This window comes from Galbibacter orientalis DSM 19592, from assembly GCF_000260115.1.
Taxonomy (GTDB): domain Bacteria; phylum Bacteroidota; class Bacteroidia; order Flavobacteriales; family Flavobacteriaceae; genus Galbibacter; species Galbibacter orientalis.
In genome coordinates this window covers 106,167-123,438 of the sequence record NZ_JH651380.1, presented here as the reverse complement: position 1 = coordinate 123,438, position 17,272 = coordinate 106,167, and the positions used below count along the sequence as shown (strand labels likewise).

The 17,272-nt window shown below is 33.1% G+C and carries 20 protein-coding genes and 1 other RNA gene; 11 read left to right on the top strand and 10 right to left on the bottom strand.

What is annotated here, in order from left to right:
* Genes JOOMADRAFT_RS17825 through JOOMADRAFT_RS17815 form a run of 3 tightly spaced genes read right to left on the bottom strand, consistent with a single transcriptional unit; the run spans position 1 to position 2,675 of the window.
* Positions 1 to 366, bottom strand: a complete 366-nt coding sequence (locus JOOMADRAFT_RS17825) for a DUF1801 domain-containing protein (RefSeq protein WP_008615898.1) — start codon at positions 364 to 366, stop codon at positions 1 to 3.
* A 24-nt stretch (positions 367 to 390) separates the two neighbouring features.
* On the bottom strand, positions 391 to 1,791 hold the full coding sequence (locus JOOMADRAFT_RS17820) for a M20/M25/M40 family metallo-hydrolase (protein WP_008615897.1): 1,401 nt from the start codon (positions 1,789 to 1,791) through the stop codon (positions 391 to 393).
* Between the two features lie 5 nt (positions 1,792 to 1,796).
* Positions 1,797 to 2,675, bottom strand: coding sequence for a PPK2 family polyphosphate kinase (locus JOOMADRAFT_RS17815; protein ID WP_008615890.1), 879 nt, complete (start codon positions 2,673 to 2,675; stop codon positions 1,797 to 1,799).
* A gap of 122 nt (positions 2,676 to 2,797) precedes the next feature.
* Between JOOMADRAFT_RS17815 and JOOMADRAFT_RS17810 the strand changes: the two genes are divergently transcribed.
* The 6 genes from JOOMADRAFT_RS17810 to JOOMADRAFT_RS17785 all read left to right on the top strand — a co-directional run bounded on the left by JOOMADRAFT_RS17810 (position 2,798) and on the right by JOOMADRAFT_RS17785 (position 6,596).
* Entirely contained in the window at positions 2,798 to 3,643 is an 846-nt protein-coding gene (locus JOOMADRAFT_RS17810; RefSeq protein WP_008615889.1) for a hypothetical protein, read from the top strand.
* 133 nt (positions 3,644 to 3,776) lie between these two features.
* Positions 3,777 to 4,472, top strand: a complete 696-nt coding sequence (locus JOOMADRAFT_RS17805) for a DUF3575 domain-containing protein (protein WP_008615887.1) — start codon at positions 3,777 to 3,779, stop codon at positions 4,470 to 4,472.
* Positions 4,473 to 4,561: 89 nt separating this feature from the next.
* A complete protein-coding gene (locus tag JOOMADRAFT_RS17800) occupies positions 4,562 to 4,846 on the top strand; it encodes a 4a-hydroxytetrahydrobiopterin dehydratase (RefSeq protein ID WP_008615886.1) in 285 nt (94 codons plus the stop codon).
* 156 nt (positions 4,847 to 5,002) lie between these two features.
* A complete protein-coding gene (locus tag JOOMADRAFT_RS17795) occupies positions 5,003 to 5,362 on the top strand; it encodes a type II toxin-antitoxin system RelE/ParE family toxin (protein ID WP_008615883.1) in 360 nt (119 codons plus the stop codon).
* Entirely contained in the window at positions 5,349 to 5,657 is a 309-nt protein-coding gene (locus tag JOOMADRAFT_RS17790) for a helix-turn-helix domain-containing protein (RefSeq protein WP_008615882.1), read from the top strand. Before JOOMADRAFT_RS17795 ends, JOOMADRAFT_RS17790 begins: the two co-directional genes overlap by 14 nt.
* Before the next feature lie 219 nt (positions 5,658 to 5,876).
* A complete protein-coding gene (locus tag JOOMADRAFT_RS17785; protein WP_008615880.1) occupies positions 5,877 to 6,596 on the top strand; it encodes a YebC/PmpR family DNA-binding transcriptional regulator in 720 nt (239 codons plus the stop codon).
* Here the strand turns inward: JOOMADRAFT_RS17785 and JOOMADRAFT_RS17780 are convergent.
* From JOOMADRAFT_RS17780 to JOOMADRAFT_RS17755, 6 genes are all read right to left on the bottom strand, one after another.
* Complete coding sequence (locus JOOMADRAFT_RS17780) at positions 6,593 to 7,144, bottom strand: 1-acyl-sn-glycerol-3-phosphate acyltransferase (RefSeq protein WP_008615878.1); 552 nt, start codon at positions 7,142 to 7,144, stop codon at positions 6,593 to 6,595. The two genes, JOOMADRAFT_RS17785 and JOOMADRAFT_RS17780, sit on opposite strands and share 4 nt — an antisense overlap.
* On the bottom strand, positions 7,144 to 8,226 hold the full coding sequence (locus tag JOOMADRAFT_RS17775; RefSeq protein WP_008615876.1) for an iron-containing alcohol dehydrogenase family protein: 1,083 nt from the start codon (positions 8,224 to 8,226) through the stop codon (positions 7,144 to 7,146). Before JOOMADRAFT_RS17775 ends, JOOMADRAFT_RS17780 begins: the two co-directional genes overlap by 1 nt.
* Before the next feature lie 59 nt (positions 8,227 to 8,285).
* Positions 8,286 to 8,993 (bottom strand): HAD family hydrolase, encoded by a 708-nt coding sequence (locus JOOMADRAFT_RS17770; protein WP_008615875.1) that lies wholly within the window; start codon positions 8,991 to 8,993, stop codon positions 8,286 to 8,288.
* Positions 8,984 to 9,697 (bottom strand): 3-deoxy-manno-octulosonate cytidylyltransferase, encoded by a 714-nt coding sequence (kdsB, locus tag JOOMADRAFT_RS17765; RefSeq protein WP_211206205.1) that lies wholly within the window; start codon positions 9,695 to 9,697, stop codon positions 8,984 to 8,986. Before kdsB ends, JOOMADRAFT_RS17770 begins: the two co-directional genes overlap by 10 nt.
* A 66-nt stretch (positions 9,698 to 9,763) precedes the next feature.
* Positions 9,764 to 10,330, bottom strand: a complete 567-nt coding sequence (locus tag JOOMADRAFT_RS17760; RefSeq protein ID WP_008615868.1) for a DUF4126 domain-containing protein — start codon at positions 10,328 to 10,330, stop codon at positions 9,764 to 9,766.
* A 293-nt stretch (positions 10,331 to 10,623) separates the two neighbouring features.
* On the bottom strand, positions 10,624 to 12,051 hold the full coding sequence (locus JOOMADRAFT_RS17755; protein WP_040880344.1) for an ATP-dependent DNA helicase: 1,428 nt from the start codon (positions 12,049 to 12,051) through the stop codon (positions 10,624 to 10,626).
* A gap of 107 nt (positions 12,052 to 12,158) precedes the next feature.
* Between JOOMADRAFT_RS17755 and JOOMADRAFT_RS17750 the strand changes: the two genes are divergently transcribed.
* From JOOMADRAFT_RS17750 to JOOMADRAFT_RS17740, 3 genes are read left to right on the top strand one after another with little or no spacing between them, the layout of a single operon-like run.
* Entirely contained in the window at positions 12,159 to 12,809 is a 651-nt protein-coding gene (locus tag JOOMADRAFT_RS17750) for a hypothetical protein (RefSeq protein WP_008615864.1), read from the top strand.
* The gene (locus JOOMADRAFT_RS17745; protein WP_008615862.1) at positions 12,787 to 13,620 is read left to right on the top strand and encodes a DUF3822 family protein; all 834 of its coding nucleotides are present in this window, start codon (positions 12,787 to 12,789) and stop codon (positions 13,618 to 13,620) included. Before JOOMADRAFT_RS17750 ends, JOOMADRAFT_RS17745 begins: the two co-directional genes overlap by 23 nt.
* Positions 13,620 to 14,159 (top strand): RsmD family RNA methyltransferase, encoded by a 540-nt coding sequence (locus tag JOOMADRAFT_RS17740; protein WP_008615860.1) that lies wholly within the window; start codon positions 13,620 to 13,622, stop codon positions 14,157 to 14,159. Before JOOMADRAFT_RS17745 ends, JOOMADRAFT_RS17740 begins: the two co-directional genes overlap by 1 nt.
* Here JOOMADRAFT_RS17740 and rnpB read toward each other — a convergent pair.
* Positions 14,157 to 14,462: RNase P RNA component class A (gene rnpB, locus JOOMADRAFT_RS19780), an RNA gene on the bottom strand. The genes JOOMADRAFT_RS17740 and rnpB overlap by 3 nt on opposite strands.
* 310 nt (positions 14,463 to 14,772) lie before the next feature.
* Between rnpB and JOOMADRAFT_RS17735 the strand changes: the two genes are divergently transcribed.
* Both JOOMADRAFT_RS17735 and miaE read left to right on the top strand, forming a co-directional pair.
* Positions 14,773 to 16,494, top strand: coding sequence for a DNA polymerase III subunit gamma/tau (locus tag JOOMADRAFT_RS17735; protein WP_008615852.1), 1,722 nt, complete (start codon positions 14,773 to 14,775; stop codon positions 16,492 to 16,494).
* 166 nt (positions 16,495 to 16,660) lie between these two features.
* Positions 16,661 to 17,242 carry a tRNA-(ms[2]io[6]A)-hydroxylase gene (gene miaE, locus JOOMADRAFT_RS17730; RefSeq protein ID WP_008615850.1) on the top strand — a complete coding sequence of 194 codons (582 nt, stop codon included), beginning with the start codon at positions 16,661 to 16,663 and terminating at the stop codon, positions 17,240 to 17,242.
* Positions 17,243 to 17,272: the final 30 nt, after the last annotated feature.

Here is a 17,272-nt window from a genome sequence, read left to right as displayed (position 1 = left end):
TTATTTTGTTTTTATAATTCCATTTCTATACAAATCCAACGCACTATTTAATAAGCTTGTAATTTTATCAATAACAATATCTGCGTTAGGATTCACTCTAAAAATTTTCATTCTAGAACGATTTCCTTCTTCTAATTCTGGAGCTTCCAAATATTTTCCTTCTACAAATAAAACATAAGGTTCGTTTGTTTTTTTATCCGTCCATAAATAACAAAATGCCTTATTCTTATAACAGAAACAAGGCATTCCATATTTTTTAGTTTCAGAAATATTATCGTCTTGCTTTAAAATTATATTTTGCAAGGTTAACAAACAACTTCTAAATGGTTCTTGTTTGCTTAAATAATAGTTATCTATTTCCTTCATAAAGTCAAAACTATTCCAGTATTTCTACCCCTTAATATTGGAGGCTTGCACAGTTCCGTATTTATCAATTAAATAAACCAAGGAAGCCATTGTTGCAGCTCCAAGTTCCAACTCTCTTTTATTTACATGCTCAAAAGTATCGTTCTCTGCATGGTGATGATCAAAATAACGCTGAGAATCTGGTCGTAAACCTGCTAAAACCGTACCATTTCCTTTTAACGGACCAACATCTGCCCCACTTCCTCCTTGCTCAAAATAATGAATTAAATAGGGCTTAAAAAGCGACTTCCATGAAGTGATTTGTGCAAAGTTTGCCTCATCACAATCAAATGAAAATCCTCTTGGTGTAAATCCGCCAGCATCACTTTCCAAAGCAAAAACATGATACTCGCCTTTTTCCTTCGCTACTTCTGCATACTTAGTTGCCCCTCGTAATCCATTTTCTTCATTCATAAACAAAACAACACGAATGGTACGCTTTGGCTTATAGCCTGTTTCTTTTAACAACCTTAAAACCTCCATACTTTGTACACATCCTGCGCCATCGTCATGAGAACCATCTCCTAAATCCCAAGAATCTAAATGACCACCAACTGTAATAATTTCATTTGGAAATTCACTTCCTTTTATTTCTCCAATTACATTATAAGATTGTACATCTGGAAAAACTTTACATGTTTGGCGGAAATATAATTTCACGTCCTTATTTAATGCCAATACAGTACTTAACATTTCAGCGCCATTGGTACTAATTGCCGCTGCAGGAATACGCTTTTCCACTGGCAAATCTCCATAACTCATACTCCCAGTATGCGGATAGTTGTCTAAACGTAAATTCATGGAACGAACCATCACTCCTACAGCTCCATATTTTGCAGCTTCTGCAGCACCCGAATAACGTTGATCAACACAACCTCCATAGGCTTCAAATGTCTGAATAAGATCCGCCTGCATCGGTCGGTTAAAGAAAACTATTTTTCCTTTTATTTTTTCTTCCCCTAAAGCTTCTAATTCTTCAATCCCTTTTACCTCAATAACACTCGCTTTGAGTCCGCCACTAGGAGTAGCCACCGACCCTCCAAGCGCACAAATATCTAAATTTGTTGTTTCTCCTGGAGCATTCTCTAAGTAAGAAAATTCCTTTATCCCTCTTGTCCATTTAGGAACCATTACTGGCTGCAACCACACCCTATCCAGCCCCAAAGAATCCAATTCAGCTTTGGTGTAATTAACCGCCTGCTCCGCATTAAACGAACCCGATAAGCGACCCCCAATTTGATTAGAAAGGTAGCTTAGCCAATTATAGCTTTCGCCATTTGTTAGAGAAGTTGTATATATTTCTTTTAATTGCTTTTCGTCTTCAGATTGAGAAATTCCTATAAAAGGAAGAAAGAATAGGAGAAATAAAATTTGTCTGTTAATCATTAGTATTATTCTTTGTTTAATTGTTCTTTATACTGATTTAAATGTTCTTTAATTACTGGATTTAATTCTGGGTACTCAACGTCTTTATAATCCTTTAACTCATCATATAAAATATCTGCCACAATAACACGGGCTGCTTTTTTATTATCCGCAGGAATTATAAACCATGGCGCATAAGGAGTAGAAGTAATATTTATTGCCTCTTCATAACAGGCTTGATACTTATCCCACAAAGCACGTTCTTTTAAATCTGCTGGAGAGAATTTCCAATTTTTATCTTCCAAATTCAACCTCCTTAAAAGTCGATTTTTCTGCTCGTCTTTAGACAAATGAAGGAAAAATTTAAAAATTATCGTTCCATTCTCTACCAAATGTTTTTCAAAATTTTTAATCTGCTCAAATCGTCTATGCCAAAAAGCTTCGTTTACATCTTCAACACTTTTTACTTCAGGAAGATTTTCAGCTAAAATATATTCTGGATGCACACGTGTTACCAAAACATTTTCATAGTGAGTACGATTAAAGACACCAAACTTACCTCTTGCTGGCAACGCAATATAATGACGCCATAAAAAATCGTGCTTTTTCTCTAATTCTGTAGGCACTTTAAAGCTATGCACTACTACTCCACGGGAATTGAAGTCTTTAAAAACCTCACGAATTAAACTGTCCTTTCCAGCAGTATCAATTCCTTGTAAACAAATTAACACGCTATATTTACCATGCGCATAAACAACGTCTTGAAACTTCCCTAACTTTTTTCTGATATCTTTTAAATGCTCTTTAAGCTCGTCATCTGTAGCATTGAGATTGCTTAAAGTAGCTATCTCTTTTAATTTCACCGACTTATCAACTCTATAATGCGAAGTTTTTATTGAATCCATATATTTTACAGTATAAATAAAGTAGTAGACCACATCTTAAAATAAGTTTACCACAAAGTTTTTTAAAAGTACAATTTATATTGTAATATTGCTTTGCCCAAATTTAACAAATCTTATTACTCATGAAGAATCTTACACTCGTTGTCTTATTCGTTTTACTTTCTAATTTCGGAATTTCTCAATGCACCTCTGCATATTCGCAAGCTAGTTATGCTTTAGCCCACACAAAAAAGTCATTAAGTTCAGATAATTTTGATCATCAAAAATACTATGCTGGTCGTGCTATAGAAGCTTTAGAAAAAGCCAAAACTCTAGTTGAAAGTTGTGGTTGCAATGAAGCCACAAGTTCAATAATTGATGCTTTGGATAATATGACTCAAGCAGAAGACCCTGTAGATTGGGAAGCTGGTCGGTTTTATGCAAAACATGGGTATGAGTACTTACAAACACTTATGAGTAAACTAGACATTTGCACTAGTAGTTCTGCAACAGTAAATTACGAAACTACCAGTACTCCTGCCAGCCCTACAGAAACAACATCTTCTACTACAACCACTCTTACAGCAAACACCTCTAACACAGAGGGAAGCTTGCAGGCGCAACAGCAACAGTTGGAATTAGAGAAACAAAAATTATTGGAGCAGCAACGTCTTTTAGAAGAAAAAATTCAGAAGCAACAACAATTAGCAGAAAAAGCTAGGGTAAACAGACAATTAGAGCTCGAAGAGCAACTAAAATTAAAACATTTAGCAGAGCAATCGCTCTTTAATCTTGAACGTGAATACAAAGAATTAGCACACACTCTTAACTGCTCAAACGTGGAAGCGTTATTAAAAGGAGGTTATTCTAGAGAAGATGAAGTTTTAAATAACGAGACTTTAGCTCAAACTCGTGCATATTACTTAAAGCTTACCACAGAGACACAACAAAAAATAGTAGATGCTTTGAGCGCTTGTTCAACAAAATAATTACACCCTCGGTTAAGTCATTAGTTTTTAGCAATTAATCTTTACTATACAGAAAATTAACATTAATTAAATGTAAAAACTCCATAAAGGAATGCTTTTTGATATTCATTTTTAAATCATTAATCCCATTAAAATGAAAAACAAATTACTTTTTACATTCTTAATTTTAGCTATTTTTAGTGCTAACTCTCAAATTGAAAGAACAAATGAAAAAGCATTTATCCCAAAAGGTAAGTGGATGACTAGCGGGACTATTTCAGTCAATTTTTTTGATAATAAAACCACGGATATTAATAATGATGAAGAGGCAAATGGAGAGTCAGATTATATCAATTTTAATTTCACACCGAAAGTAGGTTATTCTATTGCTAAAAATTGGGTAGCTGGTATTGGTTTAGGTTATACATATTCGAGAAACAAGGGTAAATCTTTTGAGAAAGATAGTTTAACTAGCCACTATCAATATACAACTAATGCCTATTCCATAAATCCTTTTGTAAGAAGATATGTTTCTACAGGTAAAAATCTGCTTTTCTTTTTTCAAGGCGAGACGAAATATCAATACTCTAAATCTAAAGATATAAATAACTACCCAAGTGAGAATAACGATTACCATACGTCCGCTAATCTATTTTTTATAGGAATAAGGCCAGGACTAAACTTTTTCCTGAATAATCATTGGGCTCTGGAAACAACTATTGGAAGAGCAGGTTATGAATACACAAAATCATCATCAGACAGTTCCAACATACATGACCAACAATCTAATAATTTCTTTATTGACTTAGATTTAAGTGATGTTTATTTCGGTATCTCATATTTCTTCTAAATAGAAATTATAGATAGAACATTAAAGGTAATGGAAGTTTACAAAATCAACTATCTTCCTTACCTTTATTATATTAAAATTAAAGAACAATGAAAACACTTACTGAAGAACAAATAAAAGAACGTTTAGAAAAATTAGAATATTGGGATTTAGAAGAAGGTTTTTTAGTAACCTCCTTAGATTTTAAGGATTTTGCTGACGCCTTTGCCATGATGACGCGCATTGCTTTTGAAGCCGAAGCGCTACAACACCATCCAGAATGGAGCAATGTTTATAACAATCTTACCATTAGGTTAAACACACATGATGCTGACGGTATAACAGAAAAAGATTTTAAATTAGCTACAAGAATTGAAGAAATAATTAAAGGATAAAATTAATCCCCCAGGCAAGCCCTTAAGGTGATTAAGCAAAATAACTTTAAATTATCTCAATACAGAAACCCTTCGCTATACGTTAGCATAGAATGAAATTCCCATCTCACTATTGTTTCCTAAATAAGAAACATTCATCTTTATCAAAAGATCTAAATGAACGAATATAAATTTCGAGTTAAGTTTTTAGATGATACCAAGGAATTTCTCGACTCAATCGACGAAAAGAGTCGAGAGAAAATCATTTACAATATTTGGAAAGCACAAAGTAAGAATAACAAAGAATTATTTAAAAAATTACAAGATGAAATTTGGGAATTTAGGACAAAATACAACGAAACTCACTACCGATTTCTTGCTTTTTGGGACAAAACAAATAAACATGACACAATTGTTATCTCAACACACGGAATAATAAAAAAAATTAATAAAACTCCAATAAAAGAAATTGATAAGGCAGAAAGACTAAGGCAGCAATATTTCAACAATAAAACAAAGGATAATGAAAACATATAGCTTAGAAGAACTTACCAATAATTACATTGGAAAAAAGGGAACTAAAAAAAGAGATGAATTTGACAATGAACTACGACTTGACTTACTAGGTTACGAAATTAAAAAGGCAAGAAAAGCAAGAAAGCTAACACAAGAGCAACTCGGAGAACTTGTCGGTGTTAAAAAAGCACAGATTTCTAAAATTGAAAGCAGCACATCGGACGCAAGGTTTTCAACAATTTTAAAAGTATTCAAGGTTTTAGGAGCAAAAGTAAAATTTGATGTAGAACTGAATGACCATAAATTAGCATACTAATTGGCAGGAATACAAACACAAAAAATCATATATAATTAATCAGAGCTTAAATTCTTCATTTAAAGAAAATAACAAAAAAGGTATTATACACGGGGTAAAAAGACAAACAATGGATAAACCTTAAAGAATTAAGCTCTTTATATAGGATTAAGTCAACAACATCTATGTAATTTTCTTTTTTTATTTATTTTTGCTATCAAATTATAATAATAAAATTTTATGGGAAGAGCTTTCGAATTTAGAAAAGCAAGAAAGATGAAACGCTGGTCGGCTATGTCTAAAGCCTTCACTCGCATTGGAAAAGACATTGTAATGGCAGTAAAAGAGGGTGGTCCAGACCCAGATAGTAATGCTCGTTTGCGTGCTGTTATCCAAAACGCCAAGGCTATTAACATGCCTAAAGACAATGTGGAAAGAGCAATAAAGCGTGCTTCTGATAAAAATACAGAAGATTATAAAGAAGTTTTATTTGAAGGATATGCCCCACATGGAATTGCTATTTTAGTAGAAACTGCTACTGATAATAATAACCGTACCGTTGCAAACATCCGTAGTTATTTTAATAAATGTAATGGAAGTTTAGGAACTAGTGGCTCGGTAGAATTTATGTTTGACCATACCTGTAATTTTAGAATTCCTGCTGAAGGCATTGATCCCGAGGAGCTTGAATTAGAAATGATAGATTTTGGAGCTGAAGAAGTGTTTGCCGATGAAGATGGAATCCTTATTTATGCCCCTTTTGAAAGTTTTGGAGCCATTCAAAAAGAATTGGAAAGTAGAAACATTGAAATTTTATCATCTGGATTTGAAAGAATTCCACAAGTAACAAAGAAACTTTCTGGAGATGATATTGCCGATGTAGAAAAGCTACTAGAAAAAATTGAAGAAGATGATGATGTACAAAACGTATATCACACCATGGAAGAATCTGAAGATTAATCTTCTTTTTTATAAGAATACGCAGGGATTTTCCCTACAACACCCGAAAAATAATTTTGCATAAAATCGAAATCAGTTTTTATGCTTTCTGAAGGATAAAAAGGAGGTTCCACACGAACCTCTTTCTTTTTATAATCAAATGCTACCATTACAATTGGAACCTTTGCTCCTTTTGCTATATGATAGAATCCTGTTTTCCATGTAGCAACCTTTTTTCTTGTTCCTTCTGGAGCAATTGCCAGCCTAAACTCTTTTCTTTCTTCAAATAAAGATAGTATAGCATCTACAGTATTGCTATTTTTAGAACGATCTATAGGTGCGCCTCCACTCCATTTAAAATACCAGCCTAGTGGAGAGTCAAATAATTCTTTTTTTGCCACATAATTCATAGGAGCTTTAACCATACTTCTCACCAACACCCCTAAATAAAAATCGTGCCAGCTGGTGTGCGGCACGACTATTATGATGTATTTTTTTAAGGAAGGAAAATCTCCTTTAAGCTTCCAACCTAATACTTTATTAAAAATCCACTTAGAGAGTTTTGCCATTACATTTTCTCGTATAGGCTTCTAAGTTTCTCTGGAGTAATTGTATCCTTCCAGTTCTTCCCACAGGCATTTTCCCACAAAGGCTCCATCCCCATAGACACATTAATCATAGTATCAAATTCTTCATCTGTAAGATTTGCACAAAGTCCAGTTGGCAATTCAATTCCAAATCTTGCTTTCATCTTTTTGAACATTGCAACTCCTTCAGGATAAAACTCTTCTAAATGATCAAAAACAATGCAATTACCAATTCCGTGTCTTGTTCCTAAAAGATAAGAAAGTCCGTAACTCATTGCATGCGCAACACCTACTTGAGAATACGCTATACTCATTCCTCCATGCCAGGAAGCCATCATTAATTTGTCTTGAGATTCTTCTTCAGAAAGATTTCCATCATAAAAAACCTCATGACATAATTCCCCTGCTTTCTCCCCGTAACTTTGACTAAATGCATTTAAATAAGTTCCGTTTAAAGACTCCACACAATGAATATAACAGTCCATTCCTGTATAAAACCATTGATCTTTTGGAACTCCATTTGTAAGCTCTGGATCTAACAGTACTTGATCAAAAGGAGTAAAATCTGAATTTATTCCTAGTTTTTTATCTGGTCCAGTTAATACCGTTGTTCTGGATACTTCGGCCCCTGTTCCACTAATAGTTGGAATTCCAACATGATACAAGGCTTCATTTTTTACCAAATCCCAACCTTGATAATCTTCTGTTTTCCCTGTGCTGGTTAACATAATAGCTACCGCTTTTGCCAAATCCATTACAGTTCCTCCTCCTATCCCAATTATTCCAGATGGGATTTCGTTAGATTCGTTTCGAATTTTCTCTACCAAAACATCCACCTGATCTGTCTTTGGTTCTTCTTCTGTTGGAATAAAAATTATCTGATCGTTAAACAATGTAGGTATCTGAGAGGTGATTTTCTTATTGTTCTCAAAAACATCATCAACTAAAAAAATAAAAGGCGCCTCAGAGTTTTTACGCTTAGGCATTAATATTTCGTTTAGCTGACTAAAGCTTCCTCGCCCAAAAACCACTCTGGGAACCATTGGAAAATTTTTGTACTTCATGTATGCTTTTTGAATTATATCCGTTGTTCTAGTTCTAATCTCTATTTATCTTAAACCCACTATGGAGTTTTTATTAATTGTAATATCTCTTTTATAGTTGCTACCGTTTTATAGGATCCATTTGCATCTTCCTCTTTCACCATTTCATGCGCCCATGTGGTATGAAAAGGAATGTGGATTGCCTGAGCTCCTATATTAATTAACGGCAATACATCCGATTTTAAAGAATTTCCTATCATTAAAAAATTCTTCACATCTATTTCTAAATGATCTAATAGATTTTTATAATTTTCATCTTTTTTATCACTTAAAACTTCAATATGATGAAAATATTTTGAAAGTCCCGATTTCTCTAACTTTCTTTCTTGATCTAATAAATCTCCTTTTGTTAATAAAATAAGCCTATAATTATCAACTAAAGATTTTAAAACCTCCTCAACACCATCTATAACTTCTACTGGTTTTAAGACCATCTCTTTACCTAGATTCAAAATTTTGGAAATGGTTGCATTGTCAATCTTACCATTTGACAAATCTATTGCACTTTCTACCATAGAAAGTACAAATCCTTTGATTCCATAACCATATATTTCAAGATTCTTCATCTCCATCTTGAAAAGTTCTTGATCTATTTTATTTTCTGTTTCGTATGCTGAAAGAAGTTTTGCAAACTCATGCTCCACCTCTCTAAAGTACGTTTCGTTTACCCAAAGAGTATCATCAGCATCAAAACCTATAACTTTTATGTTACTATAGTTTACTTCCATACTTTCTTTGCACGTTCCAAATCTTCAGGAGTATCAATTTCAATTCCTTCAGAATCTGTTTCTACCATTTTAATTTTCTTGCCATATTCTAAATAACGAATCGCTTCAATTTTTTCGGTAGCCTCTAAAGAAAGCATCGGTAATTTTTGAAAATCAACAATAGCCTGCTTTCTAAAAGCATATACGCCTTTGTGTTTAAAATAACTTACGTTTATAGATTTATCTCTTGGATATGGAATTGGAGAACGCGAAAAATAAAGTGCAAAATCTCTGCTATCGGTAATTACTTTTACCGTATTTGGATTATTTATCTCGTCCCAATCTGTAATTTTTGTCATCAAAGAAGCCAAATCAATCTCTTTATCTTTATCTCCTTTAAAAACTTCTATTACCCTTTCCAAGCTTTCTTTATCTGTAAAAGGCTCATCTCCTTGTACATTTACAACAATATCTACATCCATTTGCTCAACAGCTTCCGCAATACGATCACTTCCACAGTCATGCTCTTTCTTACTCATAATAGCCTTACCGCCATTATCTTCAATTTCTTTATAAATAATTTCACTATCGGTAACTACAAAAACATCGTCAAAAAGACCTGTCTTTACAGCGGCCTTGTAGGTACGAAGAATTACGGTCTCCCCCCCGAGGTCTTGCATTAATTTTCCTGGAAAACGAGATGCGGCATATCTGGCCGGTATCATTGAAATAATCTTCATAAGTTCTTAAACCTTTCTGAATAAACAAAAATAAGAGATAAAATTGAGAATTTAGTTGCTACGCACCCTCAGTTTTTTATAAAACCAATATATTAATAATAATATTATGATTACTAATACAATAGCCAATATGGGGATAAATATAGAAATTATTGCTAACATAAACGAACCTCCTGTTTCTACCGTTGAGACAATTGGATTACCCAATCCAGCCGTTGTAGCCGAAGACGTTAATCTCGTCCCTGCGCTTGCACTTTTAAACAAAGTAGCCGTTCCTCCGCCAGCTATAATTGCCATAGACCAAGTTACAATTGGAGACAAATCTGCTACTGTAGACACCATCACGGTAGTTCCAGCAATAGCTGCCAGCGGCACTGCTATTGTATCTAATAAATTATCTATAAATGGAATGTAATATGCAAAAACTTCTAATAACATTGCAACTCCAAGCGTTATCAATGCAGCTATTGAGCCTATCCACTCCCAATTATCGGCTAAATTTAGCACATTAAAATATGCGGATAGACTTAAAACAAATAACGGAAGGAAAACTCTAAATCCAGCAGAAGCAGCCAAACCTATTCCTAAAAAGATACTTATTATTGTTTCTGATGTCATTATTTATATTTTTCTTAAAAATAAGAATTTCAATCGAATAAATAGATTCTATATTTACTACCATTAATGTCCGATTAAAAATATAAGACCGCTTCACTGTAAGAAAAAAGAACAAAGACTAAATCTTAACTATTATAAAATGAGTAGTTTAAAGAAGTTACATTGTTAAAATTTTCTTTTTCATTCATTTTTATTAATAGCAAGGGAGCTATTTTAAAAACCTCTATTGACTCTTGATATAAGTAGAGTCCAATAAAAGTCGTTAACCTTTATCGGACAACAATATTTTATTACTAATTATCCACAAAGAAATCGTCTTTAAAACCAATTAAATACAACTTATTTTTTGCTCTTGTTACTGCTGTATACAACCAACGCAAGTATTCTTTATCTATGCCATTTGGCAAATAGGGCTGCTCTACAAAAACTGTGTTCCATTGCCCACCTTGACTTTTATGACAAGTAATGGCATAAGAGAATTTTACCTGAAGTGCATTAAAATATTTGTTGTTTTTTACTTTTAAGAACTTTTTATACTTAGAGGTTTCTTCTTCATAATCTTTCATCACTTCTTGATAAAGTCTATTTGAATCTTCATAAGAAAGCGAAGGGGAATTTACATCCAAAGTATCCAATAAAAGTACTGTCTCAAAAGGTTTCATCTTTGGATAATCAACCATTTGCACCTTTACTTCAGCAAATTTAAACCCATATAATTCTTTAATTGAAAAAATCTCTAACACTTCTATAATATCTCCATTTGCGATGAATCCAGCGTCAGAAGAAGTTTTTAACCAGAAATAATTATTTTTTACTACCATTAAAAAATCTCCTGTAGCAAGTTCATTCTCCAAAAAAAGAATCCTATTTCTAATTTGTTGATTGTATAAATTAGCTCTTTTATTGGAACGTACTATAATTGCAGTTTCTTCTTTTCCATTTTCACTATAAGAATCGTTTATAGCATCTTGTATTTCATAGCCATCTACTAAGCGAATAATATCGGTGAAATTTGTAACTTTAAACTTAAAATCCTCTGCATAATCATCTTGAAGCTGCTCTCGTAAATTGGTAGCATTTAATAAAATTCCAGAATTTAATTGCTGACGAACAACTTCATCTAATTCCATTTTTTTAACTTCCTTATTATAGTTCAGGGATAAGGTGTTCTCGTTTAACGCAGGACTCAAAGAAAGGTTTACAGGCGGTAATTGCGCAGTATCTCCAATAAAAATTAATTTACACTTATGTCCAGAATACACATATTGAATAAGATCGTCTAATAATGAGCCGTTTTCAAATAATTTAGAATCGGAAGGAGCATCAGGAATCATAGATGCCTCATCCACAATAAATAATGTATTAGTATGCTTATTTGGCGACAAAACAAATTGCACGCCTCCGCCAGATTGCTTTTTTGGAAAATATATATGCTTATGAATGGTATGAGCCGTGGTTCCAGAATAATTAGTAATTACCTTTGCAGCACGACCAGTAGGTGCCAAAAGAACAGATTTCTTTAAAGTTTTCCATAAATTGGTAACTAAAGCACCAATAATTGTTGTTTTTCCAGTTCCTGCATAACCCTTCAAAAGAAACAATTCATTTTTATCTTCTGAATAAATAAAATCCGAAAGTTGTTGAAGCACAACGTCTTGCTTCAATGTAGGTTGATGAGGAAAATGTTCTTTTAATAATTTATAAAATGATGCAGCGTCCATAAAATCTAATTCAGACCCAAAATTAGTGATGTTTTTTTTGGGTATCCCTTTCATGAATGAAAAAAAATTGTAGATTTGCGTAAACCTCTTTAATACAAAAAATAAAAATGAAGACAGTAATACAAATTGCTCTTTGGCTTTTAAGTATTTTTTTCGTGTATCAAATCTACGTTTCTGTAATGGAACCTATCAGATTTGATAAAGTAAAAAAAGAAAGATACTCAGCCGTTATTGGAAAACTGAAAGATATTAGAGATGCGCAAGAAGCATACAGAACTGTAACTGGAAAGTTTGCAAAAGATTTCCCTAGCCTTATCAAATTCATCGATACAGCTCAGTTTACACTTACTCAACAAAGAGACTCTTCTTATATGGAATACGACAAGGTATACCGTATTGATATGGAAAGAGAAGTTAAAGTTATTGATACTTTAGGGTTTGTACCTGTAAAAGATTCTTTATTTGGCGGTACAGATTCATACAAAAACTTAGCTTCTGTTCCTTACGCTCAAAATAATGAAAAATATACTATGGCTGCTAAAACTATTAACACAAATGGTTTTGTTGCTCCAGTATTTGAAGTAAAAGTTGATAAATCAGTTTTACTATATGATCAACCTAAAGACCTTGTTGCTAAAGAGAAAGCTGCTATTTCTGTTGAAGAAGTAAATGGTCCAGAAATAAAAGTGGGTAGCCTTAGTGAAGTAAGCACAAGTGCAAACTGGCCTCCATATTATGACACAAAACAAGACAACTAATATACTTAGTAATCCATTTAAAGAACTGTCCATTCAAGTTAGCTTGAGTGGACTTTCTTTTTGTATTCTAGACGGTGCTAATAATCAAATAGATTTATTAGACATTATTAGCTTTGAAAAAAAAGCTACTCCAGAAAATCTTATCCAACACCTTGAAAATTGGTTTTCTAAAGAGAATATTAAGGAACTTGCCTTTCATAAAGTTTCAGTAATTCATGAAAATGACCTCTCTACATTTGTTCCCAAATCCCTATTCAACGAAAGTAATCTTTCCAATTATTTAAAATATAATATAAAAATACTAGAGAACGATTTTATTAGTTTTGATGAACTCAAAGAGCATGATTTATACAATGTTTATGTGCCGTTTGCCAATGTAAACAACTATATATTTGATAAATTTGGAGATTTTGAATACAAACATTTCTCCACTATATTAATAGAAACCCTTATTAATACAGCTAAAAAAAGTGATGAGCAAACGCTGTATGCATATATTTCTAAAAATCATTTTGAAATTACTGTTTTAGATCAGAAAAAATTAGTTTTATATAACACCTATCAATACCAACAAAAAGAAGATTTTATATATCATCTTCTCTTTGTTATTGAACAATTAAATTTAAATCCTGAAGAAACTCCCACCTATTTATTAGGAGATATTTCTGAAGATAGTGAGTTGCATAAAATAGCATATCAATACATAAGGCATGTGGAAATTAGCAATTGTTTTTACCCTAAAAAAATAAAAGAAACCACAGAACCAACCATCAAAAACTCAAATACATTTATCTTACTAAATAGTCTTTAATGCGAATAATATCTGGTAAATACAAAGGAAAAAGATTAATGGCACCGCAAAAATTACCGGTACGCCCAACAACCGATTTTGCAAAAGAAGGTCTTTTTAATATCCTCAATAATCAGTTTTACTTTGATGAAGTTTCTGTATTAGATTTATTTTCTGGTACTGGAAATATTAGTTTTGAATTTGCCAGTAGAGGTGCGCAATTGATAACTTCTGTAGATGCACATGCTGGTTGCGTTCAATATATAGGTAAAATAAAAGACGAATTAGAGTTTCCAATTCAAACTGTAAAAAGCGATGTCTTTAGCTTTCTAGAAAAAACAGCAATGACTGCAGATATTATTTTTGCAGACCCTCCTTACGATTTTACAACAGAACAATTTGGTGAAATTGCTCTATTAGTAAACAAAAATAATTTACTAAACGAAGACGGACTCTTAATTATTGAACACTCTAAACACACAGATCTTAGCGATTTAGATGGATATACCGACGAACGAAAGTACGGAGGAAGTGTTTTTAGTTTTTTTGAATTCGAATAAAAAAGCAGGTCATAAGCCGGATTCTGTATCTATAAATAGATCCTTATCATTTATCTGGATGTTACATTACTGCAACATTCTAGCCGCCTACCCTCCAACATCGGGCGCGCAACCCTCAAACATTGGTTTACATGACGTTGCACCGCATAGAGTTTACCTGATTTCACTACAGCATTACCTGTACATCCTTTCTTTTGCACTTGTCCTAATCTCTCGACCGACGGCTGTTAGCCGCTATGCTGCGCTGCGGTGTCCGGACTTTCCTCTTCATTTATAAAACAAAGCGATAAGGTGACCTGCCGCGCAAAATTACGGTTTTAAACCAATTTATCTCCTATATCCATCATAATAATTAATTGTAATGTTTTTAGAGATGGAAGTTAAAAGCAGTAGGCTTTAGGCTTTAGGCAAAAAATTGTTATTCGTTATTCGTTAATAGTTATTTGTTAATTGTTATTGGTTAATATCTCTGTCTTTTATATTGAATTTTTCAACTTCGGTCTTCCGACTTCCGACTTCCGTCTCCTTCAACCCCAAGTCAATTGTTAATAATTAAATACAAAATCCATAGTAAAAATGAGATTATAAAGTTTCAATTTTTATCTTTGTTACAATGGAACACTTTGTAGTATCTGCTCGCAAATATAGACCCAAAACTTTTAAAGATGTGGTAGGCCAACAGGCTATTACCAATACTTTATTAAACGCTATTGATAATAATCATTTAGCGCAAGCTCTTTTATTTTGTGGTCCTCGTGGAGTTGGAAAGACGACTTGTGCCCGTATTTTGGCAAAAAAAATTAATGATGACGGCACACATGCCGAAGATGAAGATTTTGCCTTCAATGTTTTTGAGCTCGATGCCGCTTCTAACAATTCCGTAGATGATATTAGGAGCCTTATCGATCAAGTTAGGATTCCACCTCAAGTTGGTAAATACAAAGTATATATAATTGATGAGGTGCATATGCTTTCTCAGGCAGCTTTTAATGCGTTTCTTAAAACATTGGAAGAGCCACCAAAACATGCTATTTTTATTTTAGCTACCACAGAAAAGCATAAAATTATCCCGACTATATTATCGCGTTGTCAAATATTTGATTTTAAGCGAATTACCGTTAAAGACGCTAAAGAATATTTACATTATATTGCAGAAAATCAAGGGATTGAAGCCGAAGACGATGCACTACACATTATTGCTCAAAAGGCAGATGGTGCCATGCGAGATGCGCTTTCCATATTTGATAGAGTGGTAAGTTTTGCTGGAAAAAATTTGAGTCGCCAAGCAGTTACAGAAAATCTAAATGTATTAGACTATCAGACTTATTTTGAAGCTACTGATTTAATTCTGGACGGTGATATCCCAAAGCTGCTAGTCGATTTTAATAAAATATTATCGCTAGGTTTTGATGGTCATCATTTTATTGCTGGCTTAGCATCCCATTTTAGAGACCTTTTAGTCTGCCAAAATGAAGCTACTATCCCACTATTAGAAGTTGGAGACGAAGCAAAACAAAAATATCTCGAACAAAGTAAAAAAGCTCCCCGAGAATTTTTATTGAAAGGGATTGAAATTGCCAATACATGCGACCTTAATTACCGAAGTAGTAGGAATCAGCGATTACTTGTTGAACTTAGTCTTATGAAACTTGCCTCCATCACTCACGATGGAGAAAAAAAAAAAGGTAGCAATTACATAATTCCACCATCATTTTATCGAGTTACATCAAAAGAAACAACTAATAAAGTTCCGCAGAAGGTATCTACAACTGAAAATAAACCAGCAGAAACTTCAGTAGAAAAAAAAGCGGTAAAAGATGCTGAAGAAAAAAAACCAGAAGCCCCAAAGGTAAACATCAATTTAAAAAATAAAAGTAGCGTTTCTGGACTTTCACTTTCAAGTATTAAGAAAAAGAAAGCACATGAACTAGCCAAAAAGAATCATGTTGTAGACGAAGCAAACCTTCCAGAAGATCCTTTTGATGAGCCAACAATGCAAAAACATTGGGATGATTATGTGAAGAAAATTGACAACGAAGGAAAAAAAATATTAGGTTCGGCATTAGGTTCTGATACGCCTAGATTAAAAGGAAAAAATACGATTTGGATTGAACTCGCTAATGACACGTTAAAAAAAGAGGTAGAAAGAGATCAATATCCGTTAATGGAATACCTAAAAGAGCATCTTAACAATTACCATATTGAGCTTTATATTACCATTAATGAAGAAGTAGCAAAACAATATGCTTTTACTCCACAAGAAAAATACGAAAAACTTAGAGAGAAAAATCCGCTTATAGACCGCTTACGAATGGAGTTTGATTTGGATGTTTAAGCCCACTACAACGAGAAATTTGTCAACTCAATTTCTCTATTCTCTAATCAATCTACTTTAAACAAAACTAAATAGGCTTTCAGTAATTAAACCTTCTATAAGAGATAAACTTTCTACAACCTTATAAAGTTAGTATATTTGCAATTCATTTAAATGAAATTAGATTATGCTCGGTTTGAAACTCCCAACAGATCCTAGATGGGTTAATATCGTTGAAAAAAATTTAGAGGAAATCCTTACTGACCATGCTTTTTGTGAGCAAAAAGCTACAAGTACAGCTATTTCATTTATAGTTCTATTTCCAGAGTATACCGATATTGTACAAGAAATGACAGCTTTGGTAAAAGAAGAAATAAGTCATTTTAAAATGGTACACGATAAAATAATCGAACGAGGTTGGGTTCTTGGTCGCGATCGAAAAGATGAATACGTAAACCGCTTAATGACATTTTTTCCAAAAGGAGGAAGCAGAACTACTTTTTTGGTTCATAAACTCCTATATGCCGCATTAATAGAAGCCAGAAGCTGTGAACGCTTTAGACTTTTATCTGAAAATTTAGAAGACGAAGAACTACGTACTTTCTATAGAAATTTGATGGTAAGCGAAGCAAACCATTACACTATGTTTTTACAATTTGCCAGAAAATACGGAGGCGAAACAGAAACTAACAAAAAATGGCAAGCCCTTTTAGATTTTGAAGCTGAAATAATGAAAGACCTTGGTAAAAAGGAGACTATTCATGGTTAAGACTTTATCATAATTACAATTTTTTTTCTA

What these genes read in the sequence shown, in the direction of transcription:
- JOOMADRAFT_RS17755 (WP_040880344.1), bottom strand. Translation starts at nt 12,051, where the DNA reads ATGGACGCTGCATCATTTTATAAATTATTAAAAGAACATTTTCCTCAT.
- JOOMADRAFT_RS17795 (WP_008615883.1), top strand. Translation starts at nt 5,003, where the DNA reads ATGAACGAATATAAATTTCGAGTTAAGTTTTTAGATGATACCAAGGAA.
- kdsB (WP_211206205.1), bottom strand. Translation starts at nt 9,697, where the DNA reads ATGATACCGGCCAGATATGCCGCATCTCGTTTTCCAGGAAAATTAATG.
- JOOMADRAFT_RS17750 (WP_008615864.1), top strand. Translation starts at nt 12,159, where the DNA reads ATGAAGACAGTAATACAAATTGCTCTTTGGCTTTTAAGTATTTTTTTC.
- JOOMADRAFT_RS17785 (WP_008615880.1), top strand. Translation starts at nt 5,877, where the DNA reads ATGGGAAGAGCTTTCGAATTTAGAAAAGCAAGAAAGATGAAACGCTGG.
- JOOMADRAFT_RS17760 (WP_008615868.1), bottom strand. Translation starts at nt 10,330, where the DNA reads ATGACATCAGAAACAATAATAAGTATCTTTTTAGGAATAGGTTTGGCT.
- JOOMADRAFT_RS17790 (WP_008615882.1), top strand. Translation starts at nt 5,349, where the DNA reads ATGAAAACATATAGCTTAGAAGAACTTACCAATAATTACATTGGAAAA.
- JOOMADRAFT_RS17770 (WP_008615875.1), bottom strand. Translation starts at nt 8,993, where the DNA reads ATGGAAGTAAACTATAGTAACATAAAAGTTATAGGTTTTGATGCTGAT.
- miaE (WP_008615850.1), top strand. Translation starts at nt 16,661, where the DNA reads ATGCTCGGTTTGAAACTCCCAACAGATCCTAGATGGGTTAATATCGTT.
- JOOMADRAFT_RS17745 (WP_008615862.1), top strand. Translation starts at nt 12,787, where the DNA reads ATGACACAAAACAAGACAACTAATATACTTAGTAATCCATTTAAAGAA.
- JOOMADRAFT_RS17810 (WP_008615889.1), top strand. Translation starts at nt 2,798, where the DNA reads ATGAAGAATCTTACACTCGTTGTCTTATTCGTTTTACTTTCTAATTTC.
- JOOMADRAFT_RS17740 (WP_008615860.1), top strand. Translation starts at nt 13,620, where the DNA reads ATGCGAATAATATCTGGTAAATACAAAGGAAAAAGATTAATGGCACCG.
- JOOMADRAFT_RS17805 (WP_008615887.1), top strand. Translation starts at nt 3,777, where the DNA reads ATGAAAAACAAATTACTTTTTACATTCTTAATTTTAGCTATTTTTAGT.
- JOOMADRAFT_RS17775 (WP_008615876.1), bottom strand. Translation starts at nt 8,226, where the DNA reads ATGAAGTACAAAAATTTTCCAATGGTTCCCAGAGTGGTTTTTGGGCGA.
- JOOMADRAFT_RS17815 (WP_008615890.1), bottom strand. Translation starts at nt 2,675, where the DNA reads ATGGATTCAATAAAAACTTCGCATTATAGAGTTGATAAGTCGGTGAAA.
- JOOMADRAFT_RS17825 (WP_008615898.1), bottom strand. Translation starts at nt 366, where the DNA reads ATGAAGGAAATAGATAACTATTATTTAAGCAAACAAGAACCATTTAGA.
- JOOMADRAFT_RS17780 (WP_008615878.1), bottom strand. Translation starts at nt 7,144, where the DNA reads ATGGCAAAACTCTCTAAGTGGATTTTTAATAAAGTATTAGGTTGGAAG.
- JOOMADRAFT_RS17820 (WP_008615897.1), bottom strand. Translation starts at nt 1,791, where the DNA reads ATGATTAACAGACAAATTTTATTTCTCCTATTCTTTCTTCCTTTTATA.
- JOOMADRAFT_RS17800 (WP_008615886.1), top strand. Translation starts at nt 4,562, where the DNA reads ATGAAAACACTTACTGAAGAACAAATAAAAGAACGTTTAGAAAAATTA.
- JOOMADRAFT_RS17735 (WP_008615852.1), top strand. Translation starts at nt 14,773, where the DNA reads ATGGAACACTTTGTAGTATCTGCTCGCAAATATAGACCCAAAACTTTT.